General features: G+C 68.4%; 21 protein-coding genes. 10 read left to right on the top strand and 11 right to left on the bottom strand.

Annotation, left to right across the window (positions count from 1 at the left end; all coding sequences use genetic code 11):
* Nucleotides 1-15: 15 nt before the first annotated feature.
* Nucleotides 16-1,254: an MFS transporter gene (locus tag AB4Z46_RS20685; RefSeq protein ID WP_442285414.1), complete on the bottom strand. Its 1,239-nt coding sequence runs from the start codon at nt 1,252-1,254 to the stop codon at nt 16-18.
* Nucleotides 1,255-1,365: 111 nt separating this feature from the next.
* On the opposite strand from AB4Z46_RS20685, the gene gcvA reads away from it, so the two are divergent.
* Nucleotides 1,366-2,307 carry a transcriptional regulator GcvA gene (gcvA, locus tag AB4Z46_RS20680; RefSeq protein WP_442285413.1) on the top strand — a complete coding sequence of 314 codons (942 nt, stop codon included), beginning with the start codon at nt 1,366-1,368 and terminating at the stop codon, nt 2,305-2,307.
* A 183-nt stretch (nt 2,308-2,490) separates the two neighbouring features.
* Nucleotides 2,491-3,927, top strand: coding sequence for a surface-behavior sensor histidine kinase ShkS (shkS, locus tag AB4Z46_RS20675; RefSeq protein WP_442285412.1), 1,437 nt, complete (start codon nt 2,491-2,493; stop codon nt 3,925-3,927).
* A 273-nt stretch (nt 3,928-4,200) separates the two neighbouring features.
* Here shkS and AB4Z46_RS20670 read toward each other — a convergent pair whose 3' ends face one another.
* From AB4Z46_RS20670 to AB4Z46_RS20640, 7 genes are read right to left on the bottom strand one after another with little or no spacing between them, the layout of a single operon-like run.
* Nucleotides 4,201-4,797 carry a response regulator transcription factor gene (locus AB4Z46_RS20670; protein WP_442285411.1) on the bottom strand — a complete coding sequence of 199 codons (597 nt, stop codon included), beginning with the start codon at nt 4,795-4,797 and terminating at the stop codon, nt 4,201-4,203.
* A gap of 57 nt (nt 4,798-4,854) precedes the next feature.
* On the bottom strand, nt 4,855-6,180 hold the full coding sequence (locus AB4Z46_RS20665) for a tryptophan--tRNA ligase (RefSeq protein ID WP_442285410.1): 1,326 nt from the start codon (nt 6,178-6,180) through the stop codon (nt 4,855-4,857).
* Between the two features lie 7 nt (nt 6,181-6,187).
* On the bottom strand, nt 6,188-6,859 hold the full coding sequence (locus AB4Z46_RS20660) for a site-2 protease family protein (protein WP_442285409.1): 672 nt from the start codon (nt 6,857-6,859) through the stop codon (nt 6,188-6,190).
* Nucleotides 6,860-6,892: 33 nt separating this feature from the next.
* Nucleotides 6,893-7,528, bottom strand: coding sequence for an L-threonylcarbamoyladenylate synthase (locus AB4Z46_RS20655; RefSeq protein ID WP_442285408.1), 636 nt, complete (start codon nt 7,526-7,528; stop codon nt 6,893-6,895).
* 28 nt (nt 7,529-7,556) lie between these two features.
* Nucleotides 7,557-8,492 carry a DMT family transporter gene (locus AB4Z46_RS20650; protein ID WP_442285407.1) on the bottom strand — a complete coding sequence of 312 codons (936 nt, stop codon included), beginning with the start codon at nt 8,490-8,492 and terminating at the stop codon, nt 7,557-7,559.
* Nucleotides 8,492-9,346, bottom strand: a complete 855-nt coding sequence (locus AB4Z46_RS20645; RefSeq protein ID WP_442285406.1) for a 3',5'-nucleoside bisphosphate phosphatase — start codon at nt 9,344-9,346, stop codon at nt 8,492-8,494. Before AB4Z46_RS20645 ends, AB4Z46_RS20650 begins: the two co-directional genes overlap by 1 nt.
* A 46-nt stretch (nt 9,347-9,392) precedes the next feature.
* On the bottom strand, nt 9,393-10,406 hold the full coding sequence (locus AB4Z46_RS20640; protein WP_442285405.1) for a transporter: 1,014 nt from the start codon (nt 10,404-10,406) through the stop codon (nt 9,393-9,395).
* Between the two features lie 147 nt (nt 10,407-10,553).
* Between AB4Z46_RS20640 and ppk2 the strand changes: the two genes are divergently transcribed.
* The 7 genes from ppk2 (at nt 10,554) to urtE (ending at nt 19,147) form a co-directional block, all read left to right on the top strand.
* The gene (ppk2, locus tag AB4Z46_RS20635; RefSeq protein WP_442285404.1) at nt 10,554-11,471 is read left to right on the top strand and encodes a polyphosphate kinase 2; all 918 of its coding nucleotides are present in this window, start codon (nt 10,554-10,556) and stop codon (nt 11,469-11,471) included.
* A gap of 120 nt (nt 11,472-11,591) precedes the next feature.
* On the top strand, nt 11,592-12,644 hold the full coding sequence (locus AB4Z46_RS20630; RefSeq protein WP_442285403.1) for an extracellular catalytic domain type 1 short-chain-length polyhydroxyalkanoate depolymerase: 1,053 nt from the start codon (nt 11,592-11,594) through the stop codon (nt 12,642-12,644).
* A 149-nt stretch (nt 12,645-12,793) separates the two neighbouring features.
* On the top strand, nt 12,794-14,062 hold the full coding sequence (urtA, locus tag AB4Z46_RS20625) for an urea ABC transporter substrate-binding protein (protein WP_442285402.1): 1,269 nt from the start codon (nt 12,794-12,796) through the stop codon (nt 14,060-14,062).
* Between the two features lie 124 nt (nt 14,063-14,186).
* Entirely contained in the window at nt 14,187-15,767 is a 1,581-nt protein-coding gene (gene urtB / locus AB4Z46_RS20620; protein ID WP_442285401.1) for an urea ABC transporter permease subunit UrtB, read from the top strand.
* Entirely contained in the window at nt 15,764-16,972 is a 1,209-nt protein-coding gene (gene urtC / locus AB4Z46_RS20615; RefSeq protein ID WP_442285400.1) for an urea ABC transporter permease subunit UrtC, read from the top strand. Before urtB ends, urtC begins: the two co-directional genes overlap by 4 nt.
* Entirely contained in the window at nt 16,969-17,847 is an 879-nt protein-coding gene (gene urtD / locus AB4Z46_RS20610; protein WP_442285399.1) for an urea ABC transporter ATP-binding protein UrtD, read from the top strand. The genes urtC and urtD overlap by 4 nt, the downstream gene beginning before the upstream one ends.
* Before the next feature lie 607 nt (nt 17,848-18,454).
* Nucleotides 18,455-19,147 (top strand): urea ABC transporter ATP-binding subunit UrtE, encoded by a 693-nt coding sequence (gene urtE, locus AB4Z46_RS20605; RefSeq protein ID WP_442285398.1) that lies wholly within the window; start codon nt 18,455-18,457, stop codon nt 19,145-19,147.
* Here urtE and AB4Z46_RS20600 read toward each other — a convergent pair whose 3' ends face one another.
* Both AB4Z46_RS20600 and AB4Z46_RS20595 read right to left on the bottom strand, forming a co-directional pair.
* Nucleotides 19,148-19,825 (bottom strand): anti-sigma factor family protein, encoded by a 678-nt coding sequence (locus AB4Z46_RS20600; RefSeq protein WP_442285397.1) that lies wholly within the window; start codon nt 19,823-19,825, stop codon nt 19,148-19,150.
* Nucleotides 19,812-20,549 (bottom strand): sigma-70 family RNA polymerase sigma factor, encoded by a 738-nt coding sequence (locus AB4Z46_RS20595; protein WP_442285396.1) that lies wholly within the window; start codon nt 20,547-20,549, stop codon nt 19,812-19,814. The genes AB4Z46_RS20600 and AB4Z46_RS20595 overlap by 14 nt, the downstream gene beginning before the upstream one ends.
* On the opposite strand from AB4Z46_RS20595, the gene AB4Z46_RS20590 reads away from it, so the two are divergent.
* Nucleotides 20,497-21,708 (top strand): YVTN family beta-propeller repeat protein, encoded by a 1,212-nt coding sequence (locus AB4Z46_RS20590; RefSeq protein ID WP_442285395.1) that lies wholly within the window; start codon nt 20,497-20,499, stop codon nt 21,706-21,708. The two genes, AB4Z46_RS20595 and AB4Z46_RS20590, sit on opposite strands and share 53 nt — an antisense overlap.
* Here the strand turns inward: AB4Z46_RS20590 and AB4Z46_RS20585 are convergent.
* A complete protein-coding gene (locus tag AB4Z46_RS20585; protein ID WP_442285394.1) occupies nt 21,689-23,113 on the bottom strand; it encodes an MFS transporter in 1,425 nt (474 codons plus the stop codon). The genes AB4Z46_RS20590 and AB4Z46_RS20585 overlap by 20 nt on opposite strands.
* Nucleotides 23,114-23,137: the final 24 nt, after the last annotated feature.

Genomic DNA, 23,137 nt, shown 5'->3' with positions numbered 1-23,137 from the left:
CCTGTTCGGGCCTTTTCATGCGCTGCGAAGTGCGCCCCGCGGCGGCATCGCCAGCACGATGGCCGCGGCCAGCAGGTTGGCGACCACGCTCGCCAGGATCGACACCGTGTAGCTGCGGCTGATGTCGAATGCGAACCCGGCGGCGCTCGGCCCGATCAGCGTCCCGAAGGCCACGCTGGTGTAGAGGGCGCCGATGATGCCGCTGACATGCCGGCCGCCGAATCGGTCCATCACCACGGCCGGCAGCACCGCCACCCAGCCGCCGTAGAAGACGCCGTAGACGAAGGCGAAGATCGCCAGCAGCCACCAGCCCGTCGCCATCGCCCAGATCGCGAGGGACAGCGCCATGCCGATGAACATGGCGGCCAGGGCCCGGCCGCGGCCCATCCGGTCCATCAGGCCGCCGAGGAAGAAGCGGCCGGCCGTGCTGCCGATGCCGATGACGCCGAGCAGCAGCACCGCCGACGACGGCGCCACGCCATGGTCCATCGCGGAGGGCACCAGGTGCACGAAGGGCACGAAGACACCCAGCGAGCACAGCAGGCAGGCGCCATAGAGAACCGCGAACTGGCGCGACCCGAGCGCTTCGCGTACCGACATCCCGGCCGCACGCTGCGCCGGATCGGCCGGGCCCGCGGGGTCGCCGTCCGGGAACAGCCCGCGATCGTGCGGGTCGTTCTCGATCAGGAGCGCCATGCCCGCACCCACGACCATGACCAGGACCCCGAGGACGGCATAGGCGCCGCGCCAGCCCAGTTGCGCGATCAGCAGCGCGGCCAGCGCCGGCATCACCAGCGTGCCGACGCCGATGCCGCTGACGGCCAGCCCGGACGCCAGCCCGCGCCGCCGGGAGAACCAGCGCTGCACGGCCCCGACGGCGGGCACGTAGGCGCAGCCGACGCCCAGGCCCACCCCCAGCCCGTAGGCCAGGTAGACCTCGGCGAGGCTGCGCGCGAAGCTGGCTGCGACCAGGCCGGCGCCGGTCAGCAGCATCCCGGTGAGGGCCAGGCGCCGCGAGCCCCAGCGGTCGGCCAGCGGTCCGCTGACGCAGCCGAGCGCGAAGTACAGGAAGCCGGCGAGCGAGAACACCACCGAGGTCGAGCCGCGCGAGGCCGAGAAATCCCGCTGCAGCGACTCCGCGAAGGCGCCGAAGGTGTAGGCGCTGCCGAAGCCGACGAAGGTCACGGCAAAGGCGCCTGCGACCACCCACCAGCCGTAGAACAGGCGTCGAGGCACCCCCGTGGCATCAGTCATCGAATTCTCCTTTTGTCTTGATTCGGATCAGAATTGCTAAGCTTGATGGTCACGGCTTGGCATTGGAAAAGCAAACGATCAATGCACGCCGATTCAAGTTAGTAAATCTAAATGAACACGAAGCATCTCCCGCCGCTGGGCGCACTTCGCGCCTTCGAGGCTTCGGCGCGCCACCTCTCGGTCAAGAAGGCCGCGGAAGAGTTGTGCGTGACGCCCGGCGCGGTCAGCCAGATGCTCAAGGCGCTCGAAGCGAAGCTCGGCATCGCGCTGTTCGAGCGCGTGAACCGAAGCATCGTCCTGACCGGCGCCGGGCGCGACTACCTGCCGCCGATCCGCAATGCCTTGCGACAGATCGCCGAGGCGTCCGGGCGCATCGCGGCGGCGGCCGAGTCCGGCCTGCTGACCGTCAGCGTCACGCCCTTCTTCGCTGCGGCATGGCTGGTCCCAAGGCTGAAGGGCTTCCAGGATGCCCATCCGGACATCGATCTGCAGGTGGTCGCCAGCACCGCGCTCGTGAACTGGTCGCGCGATGGCGTGGACGTTGCGATCCGTCACGGCCTCGGGCGCTACCCGGGCCTGCACAGCGAGAAACTGGTCGCCGTGGAGGTGGTCCCGGTCGCGGCGCCGGCGCTGACCGCCCGGCTGGGACGGCCGGCCTCCGCGGCGGCGCTGCTGCGCTGGCCGCAGGTGCACGATGCCGAGCGCAGCGGCTGGCATCGGTGGTTCCAGGCGCAGGGCATCGACGAGATCGGCCCGGCCCGTGGTCCCGCCTACGACGACGCCGGCCTGCTGCTGCGGGCCGTGCTGGCGGGGCAGGGTGCCGGCCTGCTGCCGGCCGCGATGGTGGCGCCCGATCTCGCCGAAGGGCGCCTTCTGAGGCTCGCGGACGACGCCCTGCTCGAAGACCTGGCCTACTACTTGCTCGTTCCCGACGGCACCCAGGTCCGGGCCAAGGTGGCCGCGTTCCGGTCGTGGATCCTGGGCGAGGCCGCGGTCGAAACAGGCGCCGGAACCCCGATGGGCGTTGTGCGCACGCGACGAATCAGGGAATGATGGGACGGGGGACGCCCTGGCGGCCAATTAAGATCATGCGCTAGCGCCTGGCGCCCAGGGGCGCGTGGCATAGGGCGGCATCCGGCCGCCGAGTTTTTTCAATTGCGGATTGCAGTGCCGCATGCAGGGGCCCCTCGCGAGGGGCTTTTTTTTTGTGGCCTGGATGACAGGGGCGTGAAAGCCATGATGGGTAATTCGTCGTTCGCAGGGCTGGGCAACTCGTCCTTTGCAAGCCTCACACCGGCGCCTGCGTCTGCCGACGAGGCTGAGCCGTGGGTGCGCGGTGAGTTGATCCGCAGCCTGATGCGGGCCTCCCGTGGTTCCTACCTGCTGGCGGCGGCGCTGATGCCGGCCATGGTGGGCCTGAGCTGGGGCCACGTGCCGCCCTGGCAGCTGATGGCCTGGCTCGCGATCGGCATCGTGGCCACCGGCTGCCGAATCTGGGGCGAGCAGCTCTATGCCAGGCACTACGCCGACCGCGACTCGGCCGCGCAGCAGTACTTCGTCGAGCGCTACCGCTATCTCTGGAGTGCCAGCGGCTTCGCCTGGGGCCTGTCGATCCTGATCTTCTTCGAGCGCACGCCGCTCGTGAACCAGTTCATGAGCTGGCTGATCGTCGCCGGCGTGGCCACCTTCCCTCTGAACGGGCTCGCGCTGCATCCGCCGCTGCTCAGGCGCTACGTCAACACCCTGTTCTTCACGATGCTGGCGGCGATCGCCTGGCGCATGATCGAACTCAAGTTCGAGCGGCCGCATTTTCACTACGGCTTCCTGCTGCTGCCGGGCCTGCACTGGTGGCTGCTCCTGCGGGCCGGCCGGCGCATCCACGAGACCGCGCGCAACAGCTTCGAGCTGCTGTTCCACAACCACATCCTGATCAATTCGCTCACCCAGCAGCGGCAGGCGGCGGTGTCGGCCGTGGCGATGAAGAACCGCTTCCTGGCCAGCGCGGCGCACGACATGCGCCAGCCCGTGCTGGCGCTTTCGCTCTATGCCGACTGGCTGCGCAACGAGCCCGAGCTGGTGGCCGAGATCGCACCCAAGATCGTGCGGGCCACGCACGCGGTGAATGCCCTGTTCGATTCGCTGTTCGATCTGGCGCGTATCGATTCGGGGCAGGTGCGGCTGCACATCGAACGGGTCGAAGTGTCCCAGTTGCTGCACGACCTCGAACTGCAATACCGGCCAGTGGCCGAGGCCAAGGGTCTGACCTTCCGGATGCATGTGACGCCCGGCACCGTGCTGACCGACCCGATCCGGGTGCGTCGCATGATCGGCAACCTGCTGGCCAACGCGATCAAGTACACGGCCGAGGGCGGCATCCTGCTGGCCTCGCGGCAGACCCGCGACGGCCTGCGGGTCGAAGTGTGGGATACCGGAATCGGCATCGCGCGCGAACACCTGCGCGACGTCTTCCTGGAGTTCTACAAGGTGGCCGACCATGCCGGCACCTCGGACGGCTTCGGCCTCGGACTGGCGATCGTGGCGCGGCTGTCGCATGCGCTCGGCCATCCGGTCAGCGTGCGCTCGCGCCTGGGCCGGGGCAGCGTGTTCCGCGTCGCCTTGCACGACGCGGACGAAACACAAGCCCAGACACGCATCTCGGGCGCCGTGGGGTAAGTCGCTCGCCCCCAGGTTGCCCGGCACTTCGTGTCCGGGCGCCCACCCCCTGCCGGGGGCGCAGTCAGCGGCCTGGCAAAGCCAGTTCCGCGACTGCCCACAAATGGGCGCGCTACGCGCAGCCGAAGACCGACGACGGCGCTCGTATCTACATTTACTGGCCGGCGCAGCCAGGCCCGTCGGTGAAACACCGCGGAACCGGCTTTGCCGGGCCGCTGGTGTTGCCCCCCGGAGAGGGGGTGGGCGGCTACACGAAGTGAGCCAACCTGGGGGTCAGCCGGACAGCAATCCGTTGGTGCGGGCGTGATGGAGCGCCTGCGTGCGGCTCTTCACGCCCAGCCGACGGAACAGCCGCCAGAGGTGCACCTTCACGGTGTGCTCGCTGATGTCGAGCTCGGTCGCGATGTCGCGGTTGCTCATGCCCTGGTCGAGCATGGCGATCAGCTGGGTCTGGCGCTTCGACAGCTTGCTGTTGGCTGCGGCCACCGGCTCCTCGGCATCTGTGTCGGCCATCAGCAGGCCCCGCAGCGCGGCGGTCAGCTCGGCCGAGCTGGCCGACTTCTCGATGTAGGTGTCGGCGCCGGCTTCGATGCAGGCCTCTTCCATGTCGGCCGACGGCGAGGCCGAGTAGACCGCGATCGGCACGTCCGGATAGGCCAGCTTGACGGCCACGACGCCCGAGACGCCCGTGGTGTCCGGCAGCTTGAGGTCGAGGCAGAAGAGGCCCGGCGCCCCGTGCTGCTTGACCGCCGCGGTCAGCTTGTCGAGCCGCTCGAGCTCGACGATGTTCTCGGCCGGTCGCAGGCGCCTCAGCACCATCACGATGGCGTCGCGCATCAGGGGGTGGTCGTCGATGACATAGATACTCATGATTTACTCGCTGTGTCCGCAGGTCGGGCGCTGCCCTTCGCTGCGGGTGATTGACCCTTAGCCTTCGCTCGCCGCATCGGCTGCAGCAAGCGCCTCCAGTGCGGCAGAAGCCGCACGCATACCCTCATCGTCCATCGGCTCGAGCTGCGCTGCGAGCAGCGCCAGGGCCGCTGCCCGCTGCTGGCGCAGCGTGCCGATGGCCCGGCCGGCCTCCTGCGGCGAAGCGAACCCCCGGCTTTGTACCAGTTGCACCCCGTTGGCGTCGAGCAACTTGAAATAGAACTGTCCGTCGCGCTCGCGGTACTGCTTGAAGCTGGGCCGCGCCACCTTGGCCATCTTGCGCGTCGCCGCCTTGTCCTGGCTGGCGAGGTTGCGCAGGCCGACCGCGTGGCGCAGGTCGGCCACGAAGGGCCGCGACAAGGCGCGCGCCTTGTCGGCGCCGGCGCGCAGGATCGACTCGATCCGGGCCGGGTCGTTCAGGAGGGCGTCGTAGTGCTCCCGCATCGGCGCCACTTCGCGGTCGATGCGCTCGAACAGCACCTGCTTGGCGTCGCCCCAGCCGATGCCGTCGGCGAAGGCCTGGCGCAGGGTCTCGGTCTCCTGGTCGTCGGCGAAGGCCTGGTAGATCTGGAACAGCGCCGAACCCTCGGTGTCCTTGGGCTCGCCCGGCGCGCGCGAATCGGTCACGATGCCGTTGATCAGCTTCTGCAGCTGGGCGCGCGGCGTGAAGAGCGGGATCGTGTTGTCGTAGCTCTTGCTCATCTTGCGGCCGTCGAGGCCCGGCAGCGTCGCGACCGTGTCGTCGATCTCGGCCTCGGGCAACGTGAAGTGCTCGCCGTAGAGATGGTTGAAGTGCTGCGCCATGTCGCGCGCCATCTCGATGTGCTGCACCTGGTCGCGGCCCACCGGCACCTTGTGGGCGTTGAACATCAGGATGTCGGCGCCCATCAGTACCGGGTACATGAAGAGGCCGGCGCTGACGTCGGCGTCCGGATCCTCGCCCTTGGCCGTGTTCTTGTCGACCTGCGCCTTGTAGGCATGGGCCCGGTTGAGCAGGCCCTTGCCGGTGACACAGGTCAGGAACCAGGTCAGCTCCGGGATCTCGGGGATGTCCGACTGGCGGTAGAAGGTGACCCGCTCCGGGTCCAGGCCGCAGGCCAGCCAGCTGGCGGCGATCTCGAGCGTCGAGCGCTGGATGCGCGCCGGATCGCCGGTCTTGATCAGCGCGTGGTAGTCGGCCAGGAAATAGAAGCTCTGGACATCGTCGCGGCGGCTGAAGCGCACCGAATGGCGCACCGAGCCGACGTAGTTGCCGAGGTGCGGCGTCCCGCTGGGGGTGATGCCGGTCAGGTAGCGGACGGGCGTGTCGGGAAGAAGGGCCATGGGAAGTTCAGCGAATGAGGGCGGTGAGCGGACTCAGCAGCAGGGAGATGGCCTGGTAGCCGAAGGCCATCAGCGGGCTCAGCCACCAGGTGCTGACGACGCCGGCGATGACCAGGCCCATCACGATGAAGAAGCCGTAGGGCTCGATGCGGGCCAGGAACTCCTGGGCCGCGCCGCGCGGCAGCAGGCCGGCGAGCACCCGGCCGCCGTCGAGCGGAGGCAGCGGGAACAGGTTGAAGGCCCACATCACCAGGTTGACCAGCACGCCGCCCTGGGCCATCTTGATGAAAAAGGTTTCATTGATGCCGGCGGCGATCAGGCCAACGACGAACAGCGCCCACAGGATGGCCTGGACGAAATTCGAGGCCGGGCCCGCCAGGGCGACCCAGATCATGTCGCGCTTGGGGTGGCGCAGGCGGCCGAAATTGACCGGCACGGGCTTGGCATAGCCGAACAGGAAGGCCCCCGAGGTGGCGAAGTACAGCAGCAGCGGCATCAGGATGGTGCCGATGGGGTCGATGTGCTTGATCGGGTTGAGCGTCACGCGGCCCATCACGTAGGCCGTGTTGTCGCCGAAGTACCGTGCCACGTAGCCATGCGCGGCTTCATGGATGGTGATCGCGAAGATCACCGGCAGGGCGTAGATCAGGACGGTTTGTATGAGATTTGAAATATCCACCGCCGGGATTGTCTCAGACCGCCCGCGCTCGCCTCAGAGACCCAGCACGGCCAGCGGGCCGCGTCCCTGCCGCACCAGCAGCGGCTCGCCGCCGGCACCCATGGGCGTCAGGTCGACCACGGTGGTCGGCTCCGAGGGGCAGGCGCCGGCGTCGATCACGGCGCCGATCTGCTTCTCGAAGCGCTCGCGGATCAGGGTTGCGTCGTTCAGGGCCTCGGTCTCGCCGGGCGGGATCAGGGTGGTGGCCAGGAGCGGCTCGCCGTGCAGCGTCAGCAGTTCCAGCAGCACCCGGTGATCGGGCACGCGCAGGCCGATGGTCTTGCGCTGCGGATGGCTGACCCGCCGAGGCACTTCCTTGGTGGCTTCGAGCAGGAAGGTGTAGGGGCCGGGCGTGGCTGCCTTCAGCAGCCGGTACTGCTTGTTGTCGACCCGCGCATAGTTCGAGAGTTCGCTCAGGTCGCGGCAAAGCAGCGTCAGGTGGTGCTTGTCGTCGACCTGGCGGATCCGGCGCAGCTGGTCGACCGCGTCCTTGTCGTCGAGATGGCAGGCCAGCGCGTAGCTGGAATCGGTCGGCAGGGCGACGATCTCGCCGCGCGCGAGCAGGGCCACGGCCTGCTTCAGCAGGCGTTGCTGGGGGTTGTCGGGGTGGACTTCGAAGAACTGGGCCATGGGGCCGATTCTGCCCCGAGACTGCAAATCATGATTCGGCGGGCTCGATCGGAACCCGGCGCTCCCGCACGGTGAGCCAGGCGCCGGCCGCGCCGCAGACCGCGATCAACCCCATGCCGATCAGCGAAATCCGGTCCGGCACCTGGGAGAACATGATCCACCCGCCCAGCATCGCGAAAGCGATCTGCGCATAGAGATAAGGCGTCAGCGTGGAGGCCGGCGCGCGCTGGTAGGCCAGGATCAGGATGAAGTGGCCCACCGTGCCCATGAATCCCATCAGGCACAGCAGCGCCCACCAGTGCCAGGAAGGCAGCGCGGTCCAGACGAAGGGCAGCGCCAACGACGCCAGCAGCGTACCGACCCAGCCGGTGTAGAAGTGCATCGTGAGCGGGTTCTCGGTCCGCGCGAGCTTGCTGGTCAGCACCTGGAACCAGGCGTTGGTCAGCACCAGACCGATCGGCAGCAACATGGCCCAGCTGAAGGCGTCGCCGCCCGGGCGCAGGATCACCAGCGTGCCCGTGAAGCCGCCTGCCACCAGCGTCCAGCGCAGCGGCGACACATGCTCCTTGAGCGTGGTGGCCGCCAGCAGCGTGATCACCAGCGGCGCGATCAGCACGATCGAGGTGAACTCCGCCAGCGGCATGTAGCGCAGGCTGAAGAAGGCCAGCGTGCTGGAGGTCAGCAGCAGCGCGCCGCGCAGCAGCTGGTAGCGCGGATGGCGGGTGCGCAGCAAGGCCGGGCCGTGCCGGGGCAGCAGCACCAGCGTGGTCGCCACCGCCTGGAAGGCATAGCGGACCCAGACGCCCATCAGGATCGGAACCGCGGCGGTCGACAGCTTGGTGGCGGTGTCCAGCGTGGCGAAGCAGGCCACCGCGAGCAGCACCAGGCCGATGCCGGCCAGGATGCGCTCCGACGCGAGGTCGCGGGTGCTGGTTCTCGCGGCCGCGTCGCTCGCCGGCCCCATCACTGGATGCGGTGCTCGAGCAGTTCCCACACCGGCGTCAGCTTGCCGGGCAGCGGAGGCAGCTTGCCGAGGTCGCAGTGGCTTTCGTCGGGGCTGTGGAAATCACTGCCGCGCGAGGCGGCGAAGTCGAATTCGAGCGCCTTGTCGGCGTACTCGACGTACTCGGCCGGCGTGTGGCTGCCGGTCACGACCTCGATCGCCCGGCCCCCGTGGGCCTTGAACTCGACGAAGAGCGCGTACTCCTCGTTGGCCGTGAACTTGTAGCGGCCGGGGTGGGCGATCACGGCCAGACCCTTGGCGGCGGTGATCCAGTGCACCGCGTCCTTCAGGCTGGCCCAGCGGTGCGGCACGTAGCCGGGCTTGCCTTCGGTCAGGAACTTGCGGAACACCTCGGGGGTGTCGCGGCAATGGCCGGCCTCGACCAGGAAGCGCGCGAAGTGCGTGCGCGAGATCAGCTCGGGATTGCCGACGAACCTGAGCGCGCCTTCATAGGCGCCGTGGATGCCGACCTTGGCCAGGCCCTCGGACATCTCCTGGGCGCGCTTGCCGCGGCCGCCCCGGGTGTCGTGGAGGCCTTCGCTCATCGCGGCGTCGTGGGGGTCGAAGCCCAGCCCCACGATGTGCACGGTCTCGCCGGCGAAGGTGACCGAGATTTCGGTGCCCGTGAGGTACTTCATGCCGTGCTCGCGGGCGGCGGCGGCGGCCCGGTGCTGGCCGCCGATCTCGTCGTGGTCGGTCAGGGCCCACAGCTCGACGCCGTTGGCGGCGGCGCGGGCCGCGAGCGCCTCCGGCGTCAGCGTGCCATCCGATACCACGGAGTGGCAATGCAGGTCGGCGTTGAGGATGGAGGACACCGCACGATCTTATTCGTTCTCGAGATGGCCTGCGGCGGACCGCGATTCAGCGCTTGTTGCGGAACGCGACCCAGGCGGCCACCGCGGTGAAGCTCACCACGATGGCCACCACGATCCAGAAGCCGTGCGGGTGATCGGCCAGCGGAATGCCGCCCACGTTCATCCCGAACAGGCCGGCCAGGATGTTGATCGGCAGCGCCAGCACGGTCACCACGGTCAGCACGAACAGGCTGCGGTTGTTGTCCTCGTTGACGTCGGCGGCGATCTCCTCCTGCAGCAGCTTGATGCGCTCCTGCAGCGCGCCCATGTCGCGCAGCACCACCGAGAACTCCTCGGTCGAGCCGCGCAGCTCCTGGACGTCGGGCTCGGCCATCCAGGCGGGCGGGCTCTGCAGCAGCCGGAACAGTGCCGCCGGTTCGGGCGCCAAGAGGCGCTGCAGCCTTACCAGCACCCGGCGCAGCACGCCGAGCCGGGCCCGCTTGTGGTCGAGCCGGCCGGCCAGCAGCGCGTCCTCGATGTCGTCGATGCGCCCGGTCACGCCGCGCACGATGCGCACCAGCACGTCGGCCTGCACGCGCAGCAGGTGTTCGAGCAGCTCGGTGCTGGAGCGCGGCGCGTCGCCGGCCTTGACCGCGGTGCGCAGCGCATCGACCGAGCGCAGCGGCTGGGTGCGCGCGGTCACCACCAGCCGTGGGCCGACGCTGATCCACAGGGTCGAGATGTCCGAGGGCTCGAAGCTGAATTCGAAGTGCACGTCGTTGATGACCGCGATCAGCGAATCGTCGGCGCGCTCGATCCGGGTCGAGTGCAGCCCGTCCTTCAGCGTCTCGAAGAAGAGGTCGGAGAGGCCCGCGTGGCGCAGCAGCCAGCGCTCGGCCTGGGCATGGCTCAGGTTGAAATGCAGCCACAGGAAGGCGCCGGGCGGGGCGCCGGCCGCCAGCCAGCCGGCCGCCTGCGCGGAATCGACCGCGCGGGTCGGCTCCGGGGCGGCGGCATCGAACAGATAGCCGCAGATCAGCCCGGCTTCGTCGCTGCCGTAGGCGCCAGCGATCGAGTTCATCGTGCGAGGGGCATGGTGGCGTGTCGCGGGATCATGTGGCAGCCATGTGTCCGCCGTGTGACGACGGCGCGTCGGCGTACCTTCTGTCACATGACCGTCACCCGGGGGGCTCAGCATGGCGTCATCCCCCGCCATCCGAGTAGAACCATGACGCTGCCGAGCACCTTGAGCGACCACGACGACCTGATGGCGCGCATCGCGCGCGACCTGATCGACGCCTACGACGAAGAGATCGAACTCGAGCTCGAGGACCGCAACCTCGACGAACTGGCGTCGGGCACCGTCGGCGACAAGGCCGCACGCCAGGCCTACTTCAAGGAGCTGTTCCGGCTCCAGGGCGAACTCGTGAAACTGCAGGACTGGGTGCAGCACAGCCGGCAGAAGGTCGTGATCCTGTTCGAAGGCCGCGATGCCGCGGGCAAGGGCGGCGTGATCAAGCGCATCACGCAGCGGCTCAATCCGCGCGTGGTGCGGGTGGCGGCGCTGCCGGCGCCGAACGACCGCGAGCGCACGCAGTGGTACTTCCAGCGCTACGTGGCGCATCTTCCGGCGGCCGGCGAGATGGTGCTGTTCGATCGCAGCTGGTACAACCGCGCCGGCGTCGAACGCGTGATGGGCTTCTGCTCCGACGAGGAGTACGAGGAGTTCTTCCGCACCGTGCCCGACTTCGAGCGGATGCTGGTGCGCTCCGGCATCAAGCTGATCAAGTACTGGTTCTCGATCACCGACGAGGAGCAGCACATGCGCTTCCTGGGCCGCATCCACGACCCGCTGAAGCAATGGAAGCTGAGCCCCATGGACCTCGAATCCCGCCGCCGCTGGGAGGAATACACCAAGGCCAAGGAGACGATGCTGGACCGCACCCACATCCCCGAGGCGCCCTGGTGGGTGGTGCAGGCGGTCGACAAGAAGAAGGCTCGCCTGAACTGCATCAGCCACCTGCTGGGCCAGTTGCCCTACCACGAGGTGCCGCATCCGGCGGTGGCGCTGCCGGCGCGGGTGCGCAACGAGGACTATCTGCGGCACCCGGTGCCCGCCAGCATGTACGTGCCGGAAAGATACTGACCCGGCGCGTTCCGGTGCCGGCAAGGCCTTCCGCGGGTTGGCCGATCGTCCGATAGCTGGCCGGGGGCGAAGCTGCTACCGTGTTCCCGACGATATGCACGCCCACCCCGTCCCGCTCCCATGTCCCGCCGTTCGCTCTCTCCGCTGACACGTGCCTACGCGCGCAACCTGAAAGCGCTCACCAAGGCCACCAAGGCCACGCTGGGCAGCGGCAATCGGATTGCCCGCCGGGTCCGCAGCGCGGCGGCCAGCCAGCTCAAGCCGCCGCCGGGACGCGGAGACTGGATCGCGGGCGCGGCGCTGGGGCCTGCCGGGGCGCGGCGCTATCACCTCTACCGTCCGCCGGCGCTCGAGCTCCAGCCCGGTGAGAAACTGCCGCTCATGGTCATGCTGCACGGCTGCGGCCAGACCGGGCGCGATTTCGCGGTCAGCACGCGCATGAACCGCATCGCCGACCGCGAGCGCTTCCTGGTGCTCTACCCCGAGCAGGACCGGCTGGCCAACGCCCAGGGCTGCTGGAACTGGTATGAGCGCCGCTCGGGCAAGGCCGATGCCGAGGCCGCCACGCTGATGGCCGCAATCGACCAGGTGCTGCTGCTCTATCCGGCCGACCGCGAACGCGTGGCAATCGCCGGGCTTTCCGCCGGCGCCAGCATGGCGGCCTTGCTGGCCACGCGCTACCCGGCGCGCTTCAAGGCGATCGCGATGCACTCGGGCGTGGCGCCCGGGGCCGCCAAATCGCCTGCCACGGCGCTCGGCGCCATGCGCGGCCAGCACGTGCCGCCGATGCCGGCGACCGCGGTCGGCAAGGCGATGGGTGCCGCGGCGGTCTTCACCACGCTGCCGCCGCTGCTCGTGCTGCACGGCGACGCCGACAGCGTGGTGTCGGCGAGCAACGCCGTCAGCACCGCGACGGTCTGGGCGGTCGCCACCGGAGCGAAGCCCGGCGCCGCCCGCCTGCAGCAGCGAGGCAAGCGCCATCCGATGCGCATCACCGACTACACGCGAGGCGGCCGCACGGCGGTCACGCTGTGCGAGATCGCGGGCCTGGGGCATGCCTGGAGCGGCGGCGCGGCCAGCATGCACTTCAGCGACGCGGCCGGGCCGGACGCGTCGAAGCTGGTGTGGGCCTTCGCGGCGCGCCAGTTCCGGGAGACCGCGCCGCGGTCCTAGCGTCGACCTGCGCGCGGCTAAAAAAGGCGGGCCGCGGGGCGACTTGGGGGCGAGCAACACCCCATACGCCACCCGGCGTATTTCCGCGGCGCCGCCCGATCCGCAGACTCCTCTCCATCGTCCAACCACTCCAGGAGAAGGTAGTCACCATGCAACGTCGTTTCACCCTCAAGGCGCTCAGCGCTGCCGTCGCTCTCGCGAGCCTCGGCGCTGCGCCTGCGTTCGCGCAGGACACCATCAAGGTCGGCGTGCTGCATTCACTGTCCGGCACCATGGCGATCTCGGAGACCGTGTTGAAGGACACGGTGCTGATGGCCATCGACGACATCAACGCCAAGGGCGGCGTGCTCGGCAAGAAGCTCGAGCCCGTGGTGGTCGACCCGGCTTCCAACTGGCCGCTGTTCGCCGAGAAGACCAAGCAGCTGCTGGGCCAGGACAAGGTGTCGGTGATCTTCGGCTGCTGGACCTCGGTATCGCGCAAGTCGGTGCTGCCGGTGGTCGAGGAAATGAACGGCCTGCTGTTCTACCCCGTGCAGTACGAAGGCGAAGAGCTCAGCAAGAACGTCTTCTACACCGGCGCGGCGCCCAACCAGCAGGCGATTCCCGCGGTCGACTACCTGATGAGCAAGGAAGGCGGCGGCGCCAAGCGCTGGGTGCTGCTGGGCACCGACTACGTCTATCCGCGCACCACCAACAAGATCCTGCGCGCCTACCTGAAGAGCAAGGGCGTGAAGGAAAGCGACATCGACGAGAAGTACACCCCCTTCGGCCACAGCGACTACCAGACCATCGTCGCCGACATCAAGAAGTTCTCGGCCGGCGGCAAGACCGCGGTGGTCTCGACCATCAACGGCGATTCCAACGTGCCCTTCTACAAGGAACTCGGCAACGCCGGCCTGAAGGCCAAGGACGTGCCCGTGGTGGCCTTCTCTGTGGGAGAGGAGGAACTGCGCGGCGTCGACACCAAGCCGCTGGTCGGCCACCTGGCCGCCTGGAACTACTTCATGAGCCTGAAGAACCCGACCAACACGGCCTTCATCAAGCAGTGGAGCGACTACGCCAAGGCCAAGAACATCCCGGGCCACAAGGACAAGCCGCTGACCAACGACCCGATGGAAGCCACCTGGATCGGCATCCACATGTGGAAGCAGGCGGTCGAGAAGGCCAAGAGCACCGACACCGACAAGGTGATCGCGGCGATGGCCGGCCAGACCTTCAACGCGCCCTCGGGCATCGTCTCGAAGATGGACGAGAAGAACCACCACCTGCACAAGAGCGTGTTCATCGGCGAGATCAAGGCCGACGGGCAGTTCAACGTGGTCTGGAAGACGCCGGGTCCGGTGCGCGCCAAGCCGTGGAGCCCGTTCATCGAAGGCAACGACAAGAAGCCCGACTACCCGGCCGGCAAGTCGATGTAGCTGGCCCACCCCCGAATCTCGCTCACTTCGTGTAGCGAGCTCCCCCTCAAGGGGGCAACACCAGCGGACCGGCGAAGCCGGTTCCGCGGTGTTTCTGGAACAGAGAGAACGCCGTTTCACACCTATGCGCTTCATCATTTCCTGCGCGGCGGCGTTCGCGCTGCTGGCGGCTGCTCCCGGCTACGCGTTGACCGCCGACGAGGCGAAGGCCATCGCATCGGGCGAGTCGGAGGCCCGCATCGCGGCGCTCAACCAGGCCGTCGTCACGGCCGACGAAAAGACCGCGGCCTTCATTCAGGCGATGTCGGACGACGCGGTCAAGTACACGGCCGACAAGGTCTTCGTCCTCAAGGACGACAAGGCCTACGACCCCGTCAGCGGCGCCGAGCAGAAGCTGCCCGACGACGCCGAGGAAGTGGTCAACAACAACCTGATGCGCGGCGCGCTGGATGCCGCGCAGGCCGCGCTCAAGCTCACGAGCAAGGACGACGCGGTGCGCGCCGAGGCCGCGCGGGCGCTGTTCAAGGAGCCCGACGAGTCGCGCCTGCCGATGGTCGAGAAGGCGCTGGCCACCGAAGGCAACCCGAAGATCAAGGCGCAGCTCGAACTGGTGCGTGCCGCCAGCATGCTCACGAGCGCCGACAAGGGCAAGCGCCTGGCCGCCGCCAGCGACCTCGGCGCCAGCCGCAGCCCCGACACCAAGCTGCTGCTGAACCAGCGGCTCGCCGACGAGACCGAGGCCGACGTCAAGGCCGCGATCGCGGCCTCGATCCGCAGCATCGACGGTTCGCTGGTCTGGGGCGACCGCATCAACGCGATCTTCAGCGGCATCAGCCTGGGTTCGGTGCTGCTGCTGGCCGCGCTCGGCCTGGCGATCACCTATGGCCTGATGGGCGTGATCAACATGGCGCATGGCGAGCTGATGATGATCGGCGCCTACGCCACCTACGTGATGCAGGGCCTCTTCCAGCGCTATTTCCCCGAGTCCGCTTTCGGCTGGTACCTGGTGGCGGCGATTCCCGTCGCCTTCCTGGCCTCGGCGCTGGTCGGCGCGGTGCTCGAGCGCGGCGTGATCCGCTTCCTCTACGGCCGGCCGCTCGAGACGCTGCTGGCCACCTGGGGCATCTCGCTGATGCTGCAGCAGCTGGTGCGTTCGATCTTCGGCGCCCAGAACGTCGGCGTCGAGAACCCGTCGTGGATGAGCGGCGGCCTGACCCTGCTGAGCAACGTCACCTTGCCCTGGAACCGCATCTGCATCATCGTCTTCGCGGGCCTGGTGCTGCTCGCGATGGGCTGGCTGATCGGCCGCACGCGGCTCGGGCTGTTCGTGCGCGGCGTGACCCAGAACCGGCCCATTGCCTCCTGCATGGGGGTCAACACCGCGCGCATCGACACCTACGCCTTCGCGCTCGGCTCGGGCATCGCGGGGCTCGCGGGCTGCGCGCTGTCGCAGATCGGCAATGTCGGGCCCGACCTCGGCCAGAGCTACATCGTCGACTCCTTCATGGTGGTCGTGATGGGCGGCGTCGGCCAGCTCGCGGGTACGGTCTACGCGGCGATGGGCCTGGGCATCCTGAACAAGTTCATCGAAGGCTGGGCCGGCGCGGTGCTCGCGAAGATCGCGGTGCTGGTCTTCATCATCATCTTCATCCAGAAGCGTCCGCAAGGCATCTTTGCAATGAAAGGCCGGAGCGCAGAGGCATGAACGCAGTACTTCCTTCCAAAGGCCCGCTGCTCACCGGCAAGGGCTGGACCGTCTTCTTCGCCGCGCTGATCGTGGTCTGCGCACTGGCTCCGGTGCTCAACATCATGGTGCCCGCGGGCAGCGCGCTGCACATGAGCGACTACGCGGTGGCGCTGATCGGCAAGATCATGTGCTACGCCATCTGTGCGCTGGCGATGGACCTGATCTGGGGCTACACCGGCATCCTGTCGCTGGGCCATGGCCTGTTCTTCGCGCTCGGCGGCTACATGATGGGCATGTACCTCATGCGCCAGATCGGCCGCGACGGCAACTACAAGAGCGACCTGCCGGACTTCATGGTCTTCCTCGACTGGAAGACGCTGCCCTGGCACTGGAGCTTCAGCGACAGCTTCGTCGCCACGCTGGTCCTGATCGTCGCGGTGCCCGGCCTGATCGCCTTCGTGTTCGGCTTCTTCGCCTTCCGCTCGCGCATCAAGGGCGTGTACTTCTCGATCATCACGCAGGCCATGACCTTCGCCGCGATGCTGCTGTTCTTCCGCAACGAGACCGGCTTCGGCGGCAACAACGGCTTCACCGACTTCAAGCGCATCCTGGGCATCCCGATCCAGACGCAGGAGATGCGCATGACGCTGTTCGTGCTCACCGGCCTCACGCTGCTCGGCTTCTTCCTGTTCTCGAAGTGGCTGATCGGCAGCAAGTTCGGCCGCGTGCTGCAGGCCATCCGCGATGCCGAGACCCGCGTCATGTTCTCGGGCTACAACCCGCTGGGCTACAAGCTCACGATCTGGGTCATCTCGGCCATCATGTGCGGCGTGGCGGGTGCGCTCTACGTGCCGCAGGTCGGCATCATCAACCCGGGCGAGATGAGCGCCGCCAACTCGATCGAGATCGCGATCTGGGCCGCGGTCGGCGGCCGGGCGACGCTGATCGGGCCGATCATCGGCGCCTTCATCGTCAATGGCGCGAAGAGCTGGCTCACGGTGGCCTACCCCGAGTACTGGCTCTATTTCCTCGGTGCGCTGTTCATCGCGGTCACCTTGTTCCTGCCGAACGGCATCGTGGGCCTGGTGAGGCAATGGATGTCCAGGGTCAAGGCGCCGCGCGAGGGCCGCCGCGAGGCGCAGCGCGCCGTGGCGGTCGAGCAGGGCGTGGAGCCCGTGGCACTGCCACCGCTGGCGGTCGAAGCGAAAGGGGCCCGTGCATGACGCCCGACCTGATGGACGCCGGCGCCGAACGCGTTGCCCGCCACGGCGGCGCGGCCGATCACGCGTTGCAGACCGAGTCCGGCGGCCGCGCCGCAGGCTATGGACGACACGCCACCGCGGGCGAGGTCGACACCACGCACGGGCGCATCCTCTACCTCGAAGACGTCAGCGTCAGCTTCGACGGCTTCAAGGCGATCAACAAGCTCTCGCTGGACGTCGCGCCGGGCGAGCTGCGCTGCATCATCGGCCCCAACGGCGCCGGCAAGACCACGATGATGGACATCATCACCGGCAAGACGCGGCCCGACGAGGGCACGGTGTTCTTCGGCAGCACCATCGACCTGCTGCGCCACAAGGAAGCGGAAATTGCGCAGCTCGGCATCGGACGCAAGTTCCAGAAGCCGACGGTGTTCGAGCACCTGACCGTGTTCGAGAACCTCGAGCTGGCGCTCAAGACCGACAAGGGCGTCAAGGCGTCGATGCTGTTCAAGCTGGATTCGGCGCAGGCGGACCGGCTCGCGGAGGTGCTGCACACGATCCACCTGGAAGGCAGCGTGCTGCGCCTGGCCGGCAACCTGAGTCACGGTCAGAAGCAGTGGCTGGAGATCGGCATGCTGCTGATGCAGGACCCGAAGCTGCTGCTGCTCGACGAACCGGTGGCGGGCATGACCGATGAAGAAACCGCGCGCACGGCCGAGCTGTTCCTGAGCTTGAAGGGCAAGCATTCGCTGATGGTCGTCGAGCACGACATGAGCTTCATACGAACGATCTCGGAGATTGTCACGGTGCTGTGTGACGGGTCGGTGCTGGCGCAGGGGACGCTGGATGAAGTACAGGCGGATGAGCGGGTGATCGAGGTTTATCTTGGGCGATGAGTTGCCTTCCCTTGGTGGGGGCGGGGGCCGGGTCTCGCCCCGGCGGGCGACTCACTTTTCTTTGTCTCGCCAAAGAAAAGTAAGCCAAAGAAAGGCGACCCCACTGTGCGCGTCCCTCCGCTTCGCTCCGGGCAACCTGCGGTGCTCGCTTCAGGCGGGGTCCGCGCAAACTCGCTGCGCTCAAACACGCGCGGCCCTCTTTCCGCCTGAAGCTGCGCTCCTCGGCACGCACAGAGGGGATAGAACAGCAACGCGCCGTGGCGCGTCCTTGTTGCTTGGGTTGGCTGTTGGCTGCTTGTTTTGGCCGAGCGAAGCGAAGGCCCGAGGGGAGCCCAATCCCTTCTGTGGGTGCCGAGGAGCGGAGCTTTTTGCGGATCAGGGCCGCGCGTGTTTGAGCGAAGCGAGTTTGCGCGGACCCCGCGAAAAGCGAGCACCGCAGGTTGCCCGCAGCTTTGCTGCGGGTCGCCCACAGCAGGGTCGCCTTTTCTTTGCTTACTTTCTTTTGGCGACCCAAAAGAAAGTGAGTCGCCCGCCGGGGCGAGACCCGGCCCCGGCCTCAAGCAAATAGCAACGCTCGAAAAACCCACTCGAGCCGCAAGGACTCCCAATGCTCAGCGTCAAGAATATCCACCAGTACTACGGCGGCTCCCACATCCTGCGAGACGTCAGCTTCGAAGCCCGCCTGGGCAAGGTCACCGTGCTGCTGGGCCGCAACGGCGTCGGCAAGACCACCCTGCTCAAGTCCCTGATGGGGCTGGTGCCGATCAAGAGCGGCAGCATCGAGTTCGACGGCAGGCCGATCCAGAAGAAGACGCCCTACGAGCGCGCCCGCGCCGGCATGGGCTTCGTGCCCCAGGGCCGCGAGATCTTCGCGCGGCTCACGGTCGAGGAGAACCTGCGCATGGGCCTGGCCTACAAGCCGGGCGCGACGCCGATCCCGCCCGAGCTCTACGCGCTGTTCCCGGTGTTGAAGCAAATGCTGGGCCGGCGCGGCGGCGACCTCTCGGGCGGCCAGCAGCAGCAGCTCGCCATCGCGCGGGCGCTGGCCCCCAGGCCCAAGCTCCTGATCCTCGACGAGCCCACCGAAGGCATCCAGCCGAGCATCATCAAGGACATCGGCCGCGTGATCCGCATGCTGGCCGATCGCGGCGACATGGCGATCGTGCTGTGCGAGCAGTACTACGACTTCGCGCAGGACCTGGCCGACGACTACCTCGTGATGGAACGCGGCGAAGTGATTGCGCGCGGGCTCGGCAAGGACATGGAAGCCGACGGCGTGCGTCAGATGGTCGCGATCTGATCAGCGTGCCGCAGCTTCGGCCGACACCATCCTTTCGCTGGCGAGCGCGGCGAAGGCCCGCAGTTCCGTGGCGTTGAGGTCCGAGACGGCCCAGGCCTGCATCCCGCCCTGGGCCCAGTGCACGAGGTTGTAGCCGCGCCGCGCCAGCCACCGTGGCCCGATCGGCTTCGCGTCGGCTGCGGGCCAGACGAACAGGTTGATCACGTGCGGGCCCGACCGGTAGACCAGCGCGGCGACCGGGTGGCCGTCGACGACGTCGAGGCGGCCGCCGGCCAGCGGCAGGCCCTCGGCCGCGAGATCGATCACCGGAGGTGAAAAATCCAGCTTGCCGGCGAACCAGGGCTTGACGGTGTGCTGGTCGCTCGAGGCGACGTCGGCGAGGTGCGAGGCCATCAGGGAACGGACATGGCTGTCGGTGACGGCGTCGCTTGCCGAATCCTGCACGGGCGCCACCAGCAGCGCGAGCGCCAGGCCCCAGGCGGTGGCCGCGCCGGCGCCGAACAGCGTGATGGCCTGCAGCCAGCGACCGGACATGCCCGTGCGCGGGGGGCGAGCCCGAGGCGCCTGCGCTTCCTGCAGATCGGCGCGGATGCGCTCGGCCAGCGCCGCGGACGGCGCATGCCGGACGCCCTCGCGCCGGATCATCGCGCCCAGTTCGTCGTCATCAGTGGCTTGCATCACGCCTTCCTTCCCGTTGTCCGTGCGGCGCTTCCGACTGCAGCGCAGTGCGCAGCAAGGCCCGTGCGCGCGACAGCCGCGACATCACCGTGCCGATCGGAACGCCGGCGATGCGTGCGATGTCTTCGTACGACATCTCCTCCAGCTCGCGCAGCACGATGACTTCGCGGAACGGCGGCGCCAGCGCCTCGATCGCGGCGTTGATCCGCTGGCCGCGCGTACGCTGTTCCCAGACCAGCGCGGGGTCGCCGAGATCCGCGGGCGCGTCGCCGCCGCTGTCGCGCAGCTCGTCGAATTCGACCTGGTCGGCCAGATGCCGGTGCTGGCGCATGCAGTCATAGCAGGCGTTGCGCACGATGCCCAGCAGCCAGGGCCGCGCCTGCTCGCCGCGCAGGTCGTCGTAGAAGCGGAACGCGCGCAAATAGGCGTCCTGCACTGCGTCCTCGGCCTGCCGTTCGTCGCGCAGCAGCCAGCGCGCGAGGTTGTACGCGGCAGGCAGATGCGGCAGGGCCGCAGCTTCGAATCGACGGGTGCGATCGGTCAACAGCTTCCTTCCCCTGCTTGACGGGCCGGCGTCGCCCTTTATTCCGGTCTCGGGAATAGCCGGGGCGCGCGGGCCGTCATGCCTGGTGTCGATTTTGTTCCTTTCCCACTTGTTCAGGAGCCTCACCATGAAGCTGAACCCGATACTCGCCTCCGCGCTGGCGGCCTTGCTGCTGGCCAACCCCGCCTTCGCCGCCGGCGCCAAGGCCTATGTGGGCAATTTCAAGGACGACACGGTCAGCGTGATCGACACCACCGCCCAACGCCTCATCGCGACGGTGCCGGTGGCCGCGGGTCCCGACGGCATCGTGATCGCCCGCAACGACCGCCAGGTCTTCGTGAGCGGCGCCAGCGCGTCCAGCCTCAGCGTGATCGACACCGCGAGCGATCGCATCAGCGACACCGTGGAAGTCGGCAAGGGGCCGCAGGGCCTGGCCATCACACCCGACGGCCGCTGGCTGCTGGTGGCAGTGAACGGCGAGGACCGGGTGGCCTTCGTCGACGTCGCGACGCATGCGGTGGCGGCGACTGTGCCGGTGCCCAAGCCGCACACGCTCACGGTCGGACCCGATGGCAAGAAAGCCTATGTGTCCTCGCAGGCACCGGGCGCCTTCGCGCTGGTGGTGATCGATCTCGCGACGCGCAAGGTCGCCGCGAGCGTGCCGGTCGAGAAGACGCCGCGCGACCTCGAATTCGGCCCCGACGGCAAGATGCTCTATGTGACGATGGCCGGCGTCAGCGCGGTGCAGGTGTTCGACGCCGCATCGAACAAGCCGGTCGCGCAGATCCCCACCGGCATCTCGCCCCATGTGGCGCATCTCTTCGCAGGCGCCCGGTCCGGCGTCGTGGTGGTCCAGGGACCCGGCGAGCTGATGCTGTTCGACCCGGCGACGCAGGCGCCCACCGGCAGCATCGCGGTCGGAAAGCAGCCGCACTGGGTCGACATCCTGCCCGGCGGAAAGAAGGTGCTCGTGACCAACGAAGGGTCCAACGACGTCAGCCTGGTCGACCTCGCGGGCGGCCCGGTGGTCACGATCCCGGTGGGCAACGCGCCGCGCAAGGTGGCGGTGCAGCACCGGGCCGGGAGCGGCGCCAGGGTCTCGATCGAGAACTTCGCCTTCGGGCCGGCGCAGCTGGCGATCAACGTCGGCGACAGCGTGACCTGGACCAACGACGACGGTGCGCCGCACGGCCTTGCCTTCGCGGACGGTGCGCCCGGCATGGCGCTGATGCTGCCGGGCCAGAGCTTCAGCCGGGCCTTCCCGAAGCCGGGTGCCTACGACTATGTCTGCGCGGTGCATCCATACATGACGGCGCGGGTCACGGTGGGGGCGCAGTGAGCGGCGGCGCCACCTCCTCGAGCGGCTTGCGTTCCGCGTCGACCGCAAAGAACAGCGCCAGCAGCCCCGCGGCAATGACCAGCACGGCGCCGATCGCGTAGCCGATGGCGACCGCGCCGCGGCTGCCGGTCTCGATCAGGGCGCCGAACAGCCATGGCGCCGCGAAGCCGCCGGCCCCGGTGCCCACCGCATAGAAGATCGAGATCGCGATCGCGCGCATCTCGAGCGGGAACACCTCGCTGACCGTGAGGTAGGCCGAGCTGGCCGCGGCGGAGGCGAGGAAGAACACCGCCGACCAGCACAGGGCCTGGCTGCGCGCGTCGAGCCAGCCCTGCATGAAGGCCCAGCCCGTCAGCGCCAGGCCGATGCCCGAGAGCACATAGGTCAGCGCGATCATCCGGCGCCGGCCGACGCGGTCGAACAGCGGGCCCAGCAGCAGCGGCCCCAGCACGTTGCCGAGCGCGAACGGAAAGATGTAGAGCGCCACCTGGCCTTCGGGCACGCCGTGGAAGCGCGTCAGGACCAGTGCGTAGGTGAAGAAGATCGCGTTGTAGAGGAAGGCCTGCGAGATCATCAGGGCCAGCGCCACCATGCTGCGCCGCGGGTAGCGCCGCAGCAGCACCTGCGCCACCTCGCGCCAGCCGGGACCGGCCCGGCCGCCGAAGCTCACATGGCCGATCGCAGCAGGCAGCGCCCCATGCTGCGCCCTGACTTCCGCCTCGATGCGCCGCATGATGCGCTCGGCCTCGTCGGCACGGCCGTGCGCGATCAGCCAGCGCGGGCTTTCGGGAACGTCACGGCGCACCAGCAGGATCGCCACCGCGAGCAGGGCGCCCAGCGCGAAGCCGGCGCGCCAGCCCCACACCGGCCCGAGCACCCGGGCGTCGAGCAGCCAGAGGCTGAGCCCGGCCCCGAGCGCCGCGCCGATCCAGAAGCTGCCATTGATGGCGAGGTTCACGCGGCCGCGCACCCGCGCCGGGATCAGTTCGTCGATGGCCGAGTTGATCGCCGCATACTCGCCGCCGATGCCGAGCCCGGTGGCGAAGCGACACAGCGCGAAGAAGGCGAAATCGGGGGAAAAGGCCGTGGCGAGCGTCGCCGCCGCATAGACCGCGAGCGTGACCAGGAACAGCTTCTTGCGGCCGAGCCGGTCTGCCAGGCGCCCGAACGCCAGGGCGCCGATGACCGCGCCGCCGACGTAGAGCGAGCCTGCGCCGCCGATCTGCGCGGCGCTCAGCCCCAGCGTGTCGGGCCGTTCGAGCACGCCGCCGATCGAGCCGACCAGCGTGACCTCGAGTCCGTCCAGCACCCAGGCCACGCCGAGCGCGATGACCACGCGCCAGTGCCAGCGCGACCAGGGCAGGCGGTCGAGGCGGGCGGGGATGTCGGTGCGGGTCGCGCTCATTGGAGTCCCTTCGCGCAACCGCGC

Source organism: Variovorax sp. M-6 (genome assembly GCF_052114385.1).
Classification (GTDB): domain Bacteria; phylum Pseudomonadota; class Gammaproteobacteria; order Burkholderiales; family Burkholderiaceae_C; genus Variovorax.
This window is presented reverse-complemented; position numbering and strand designations above follow the sequence as displayed.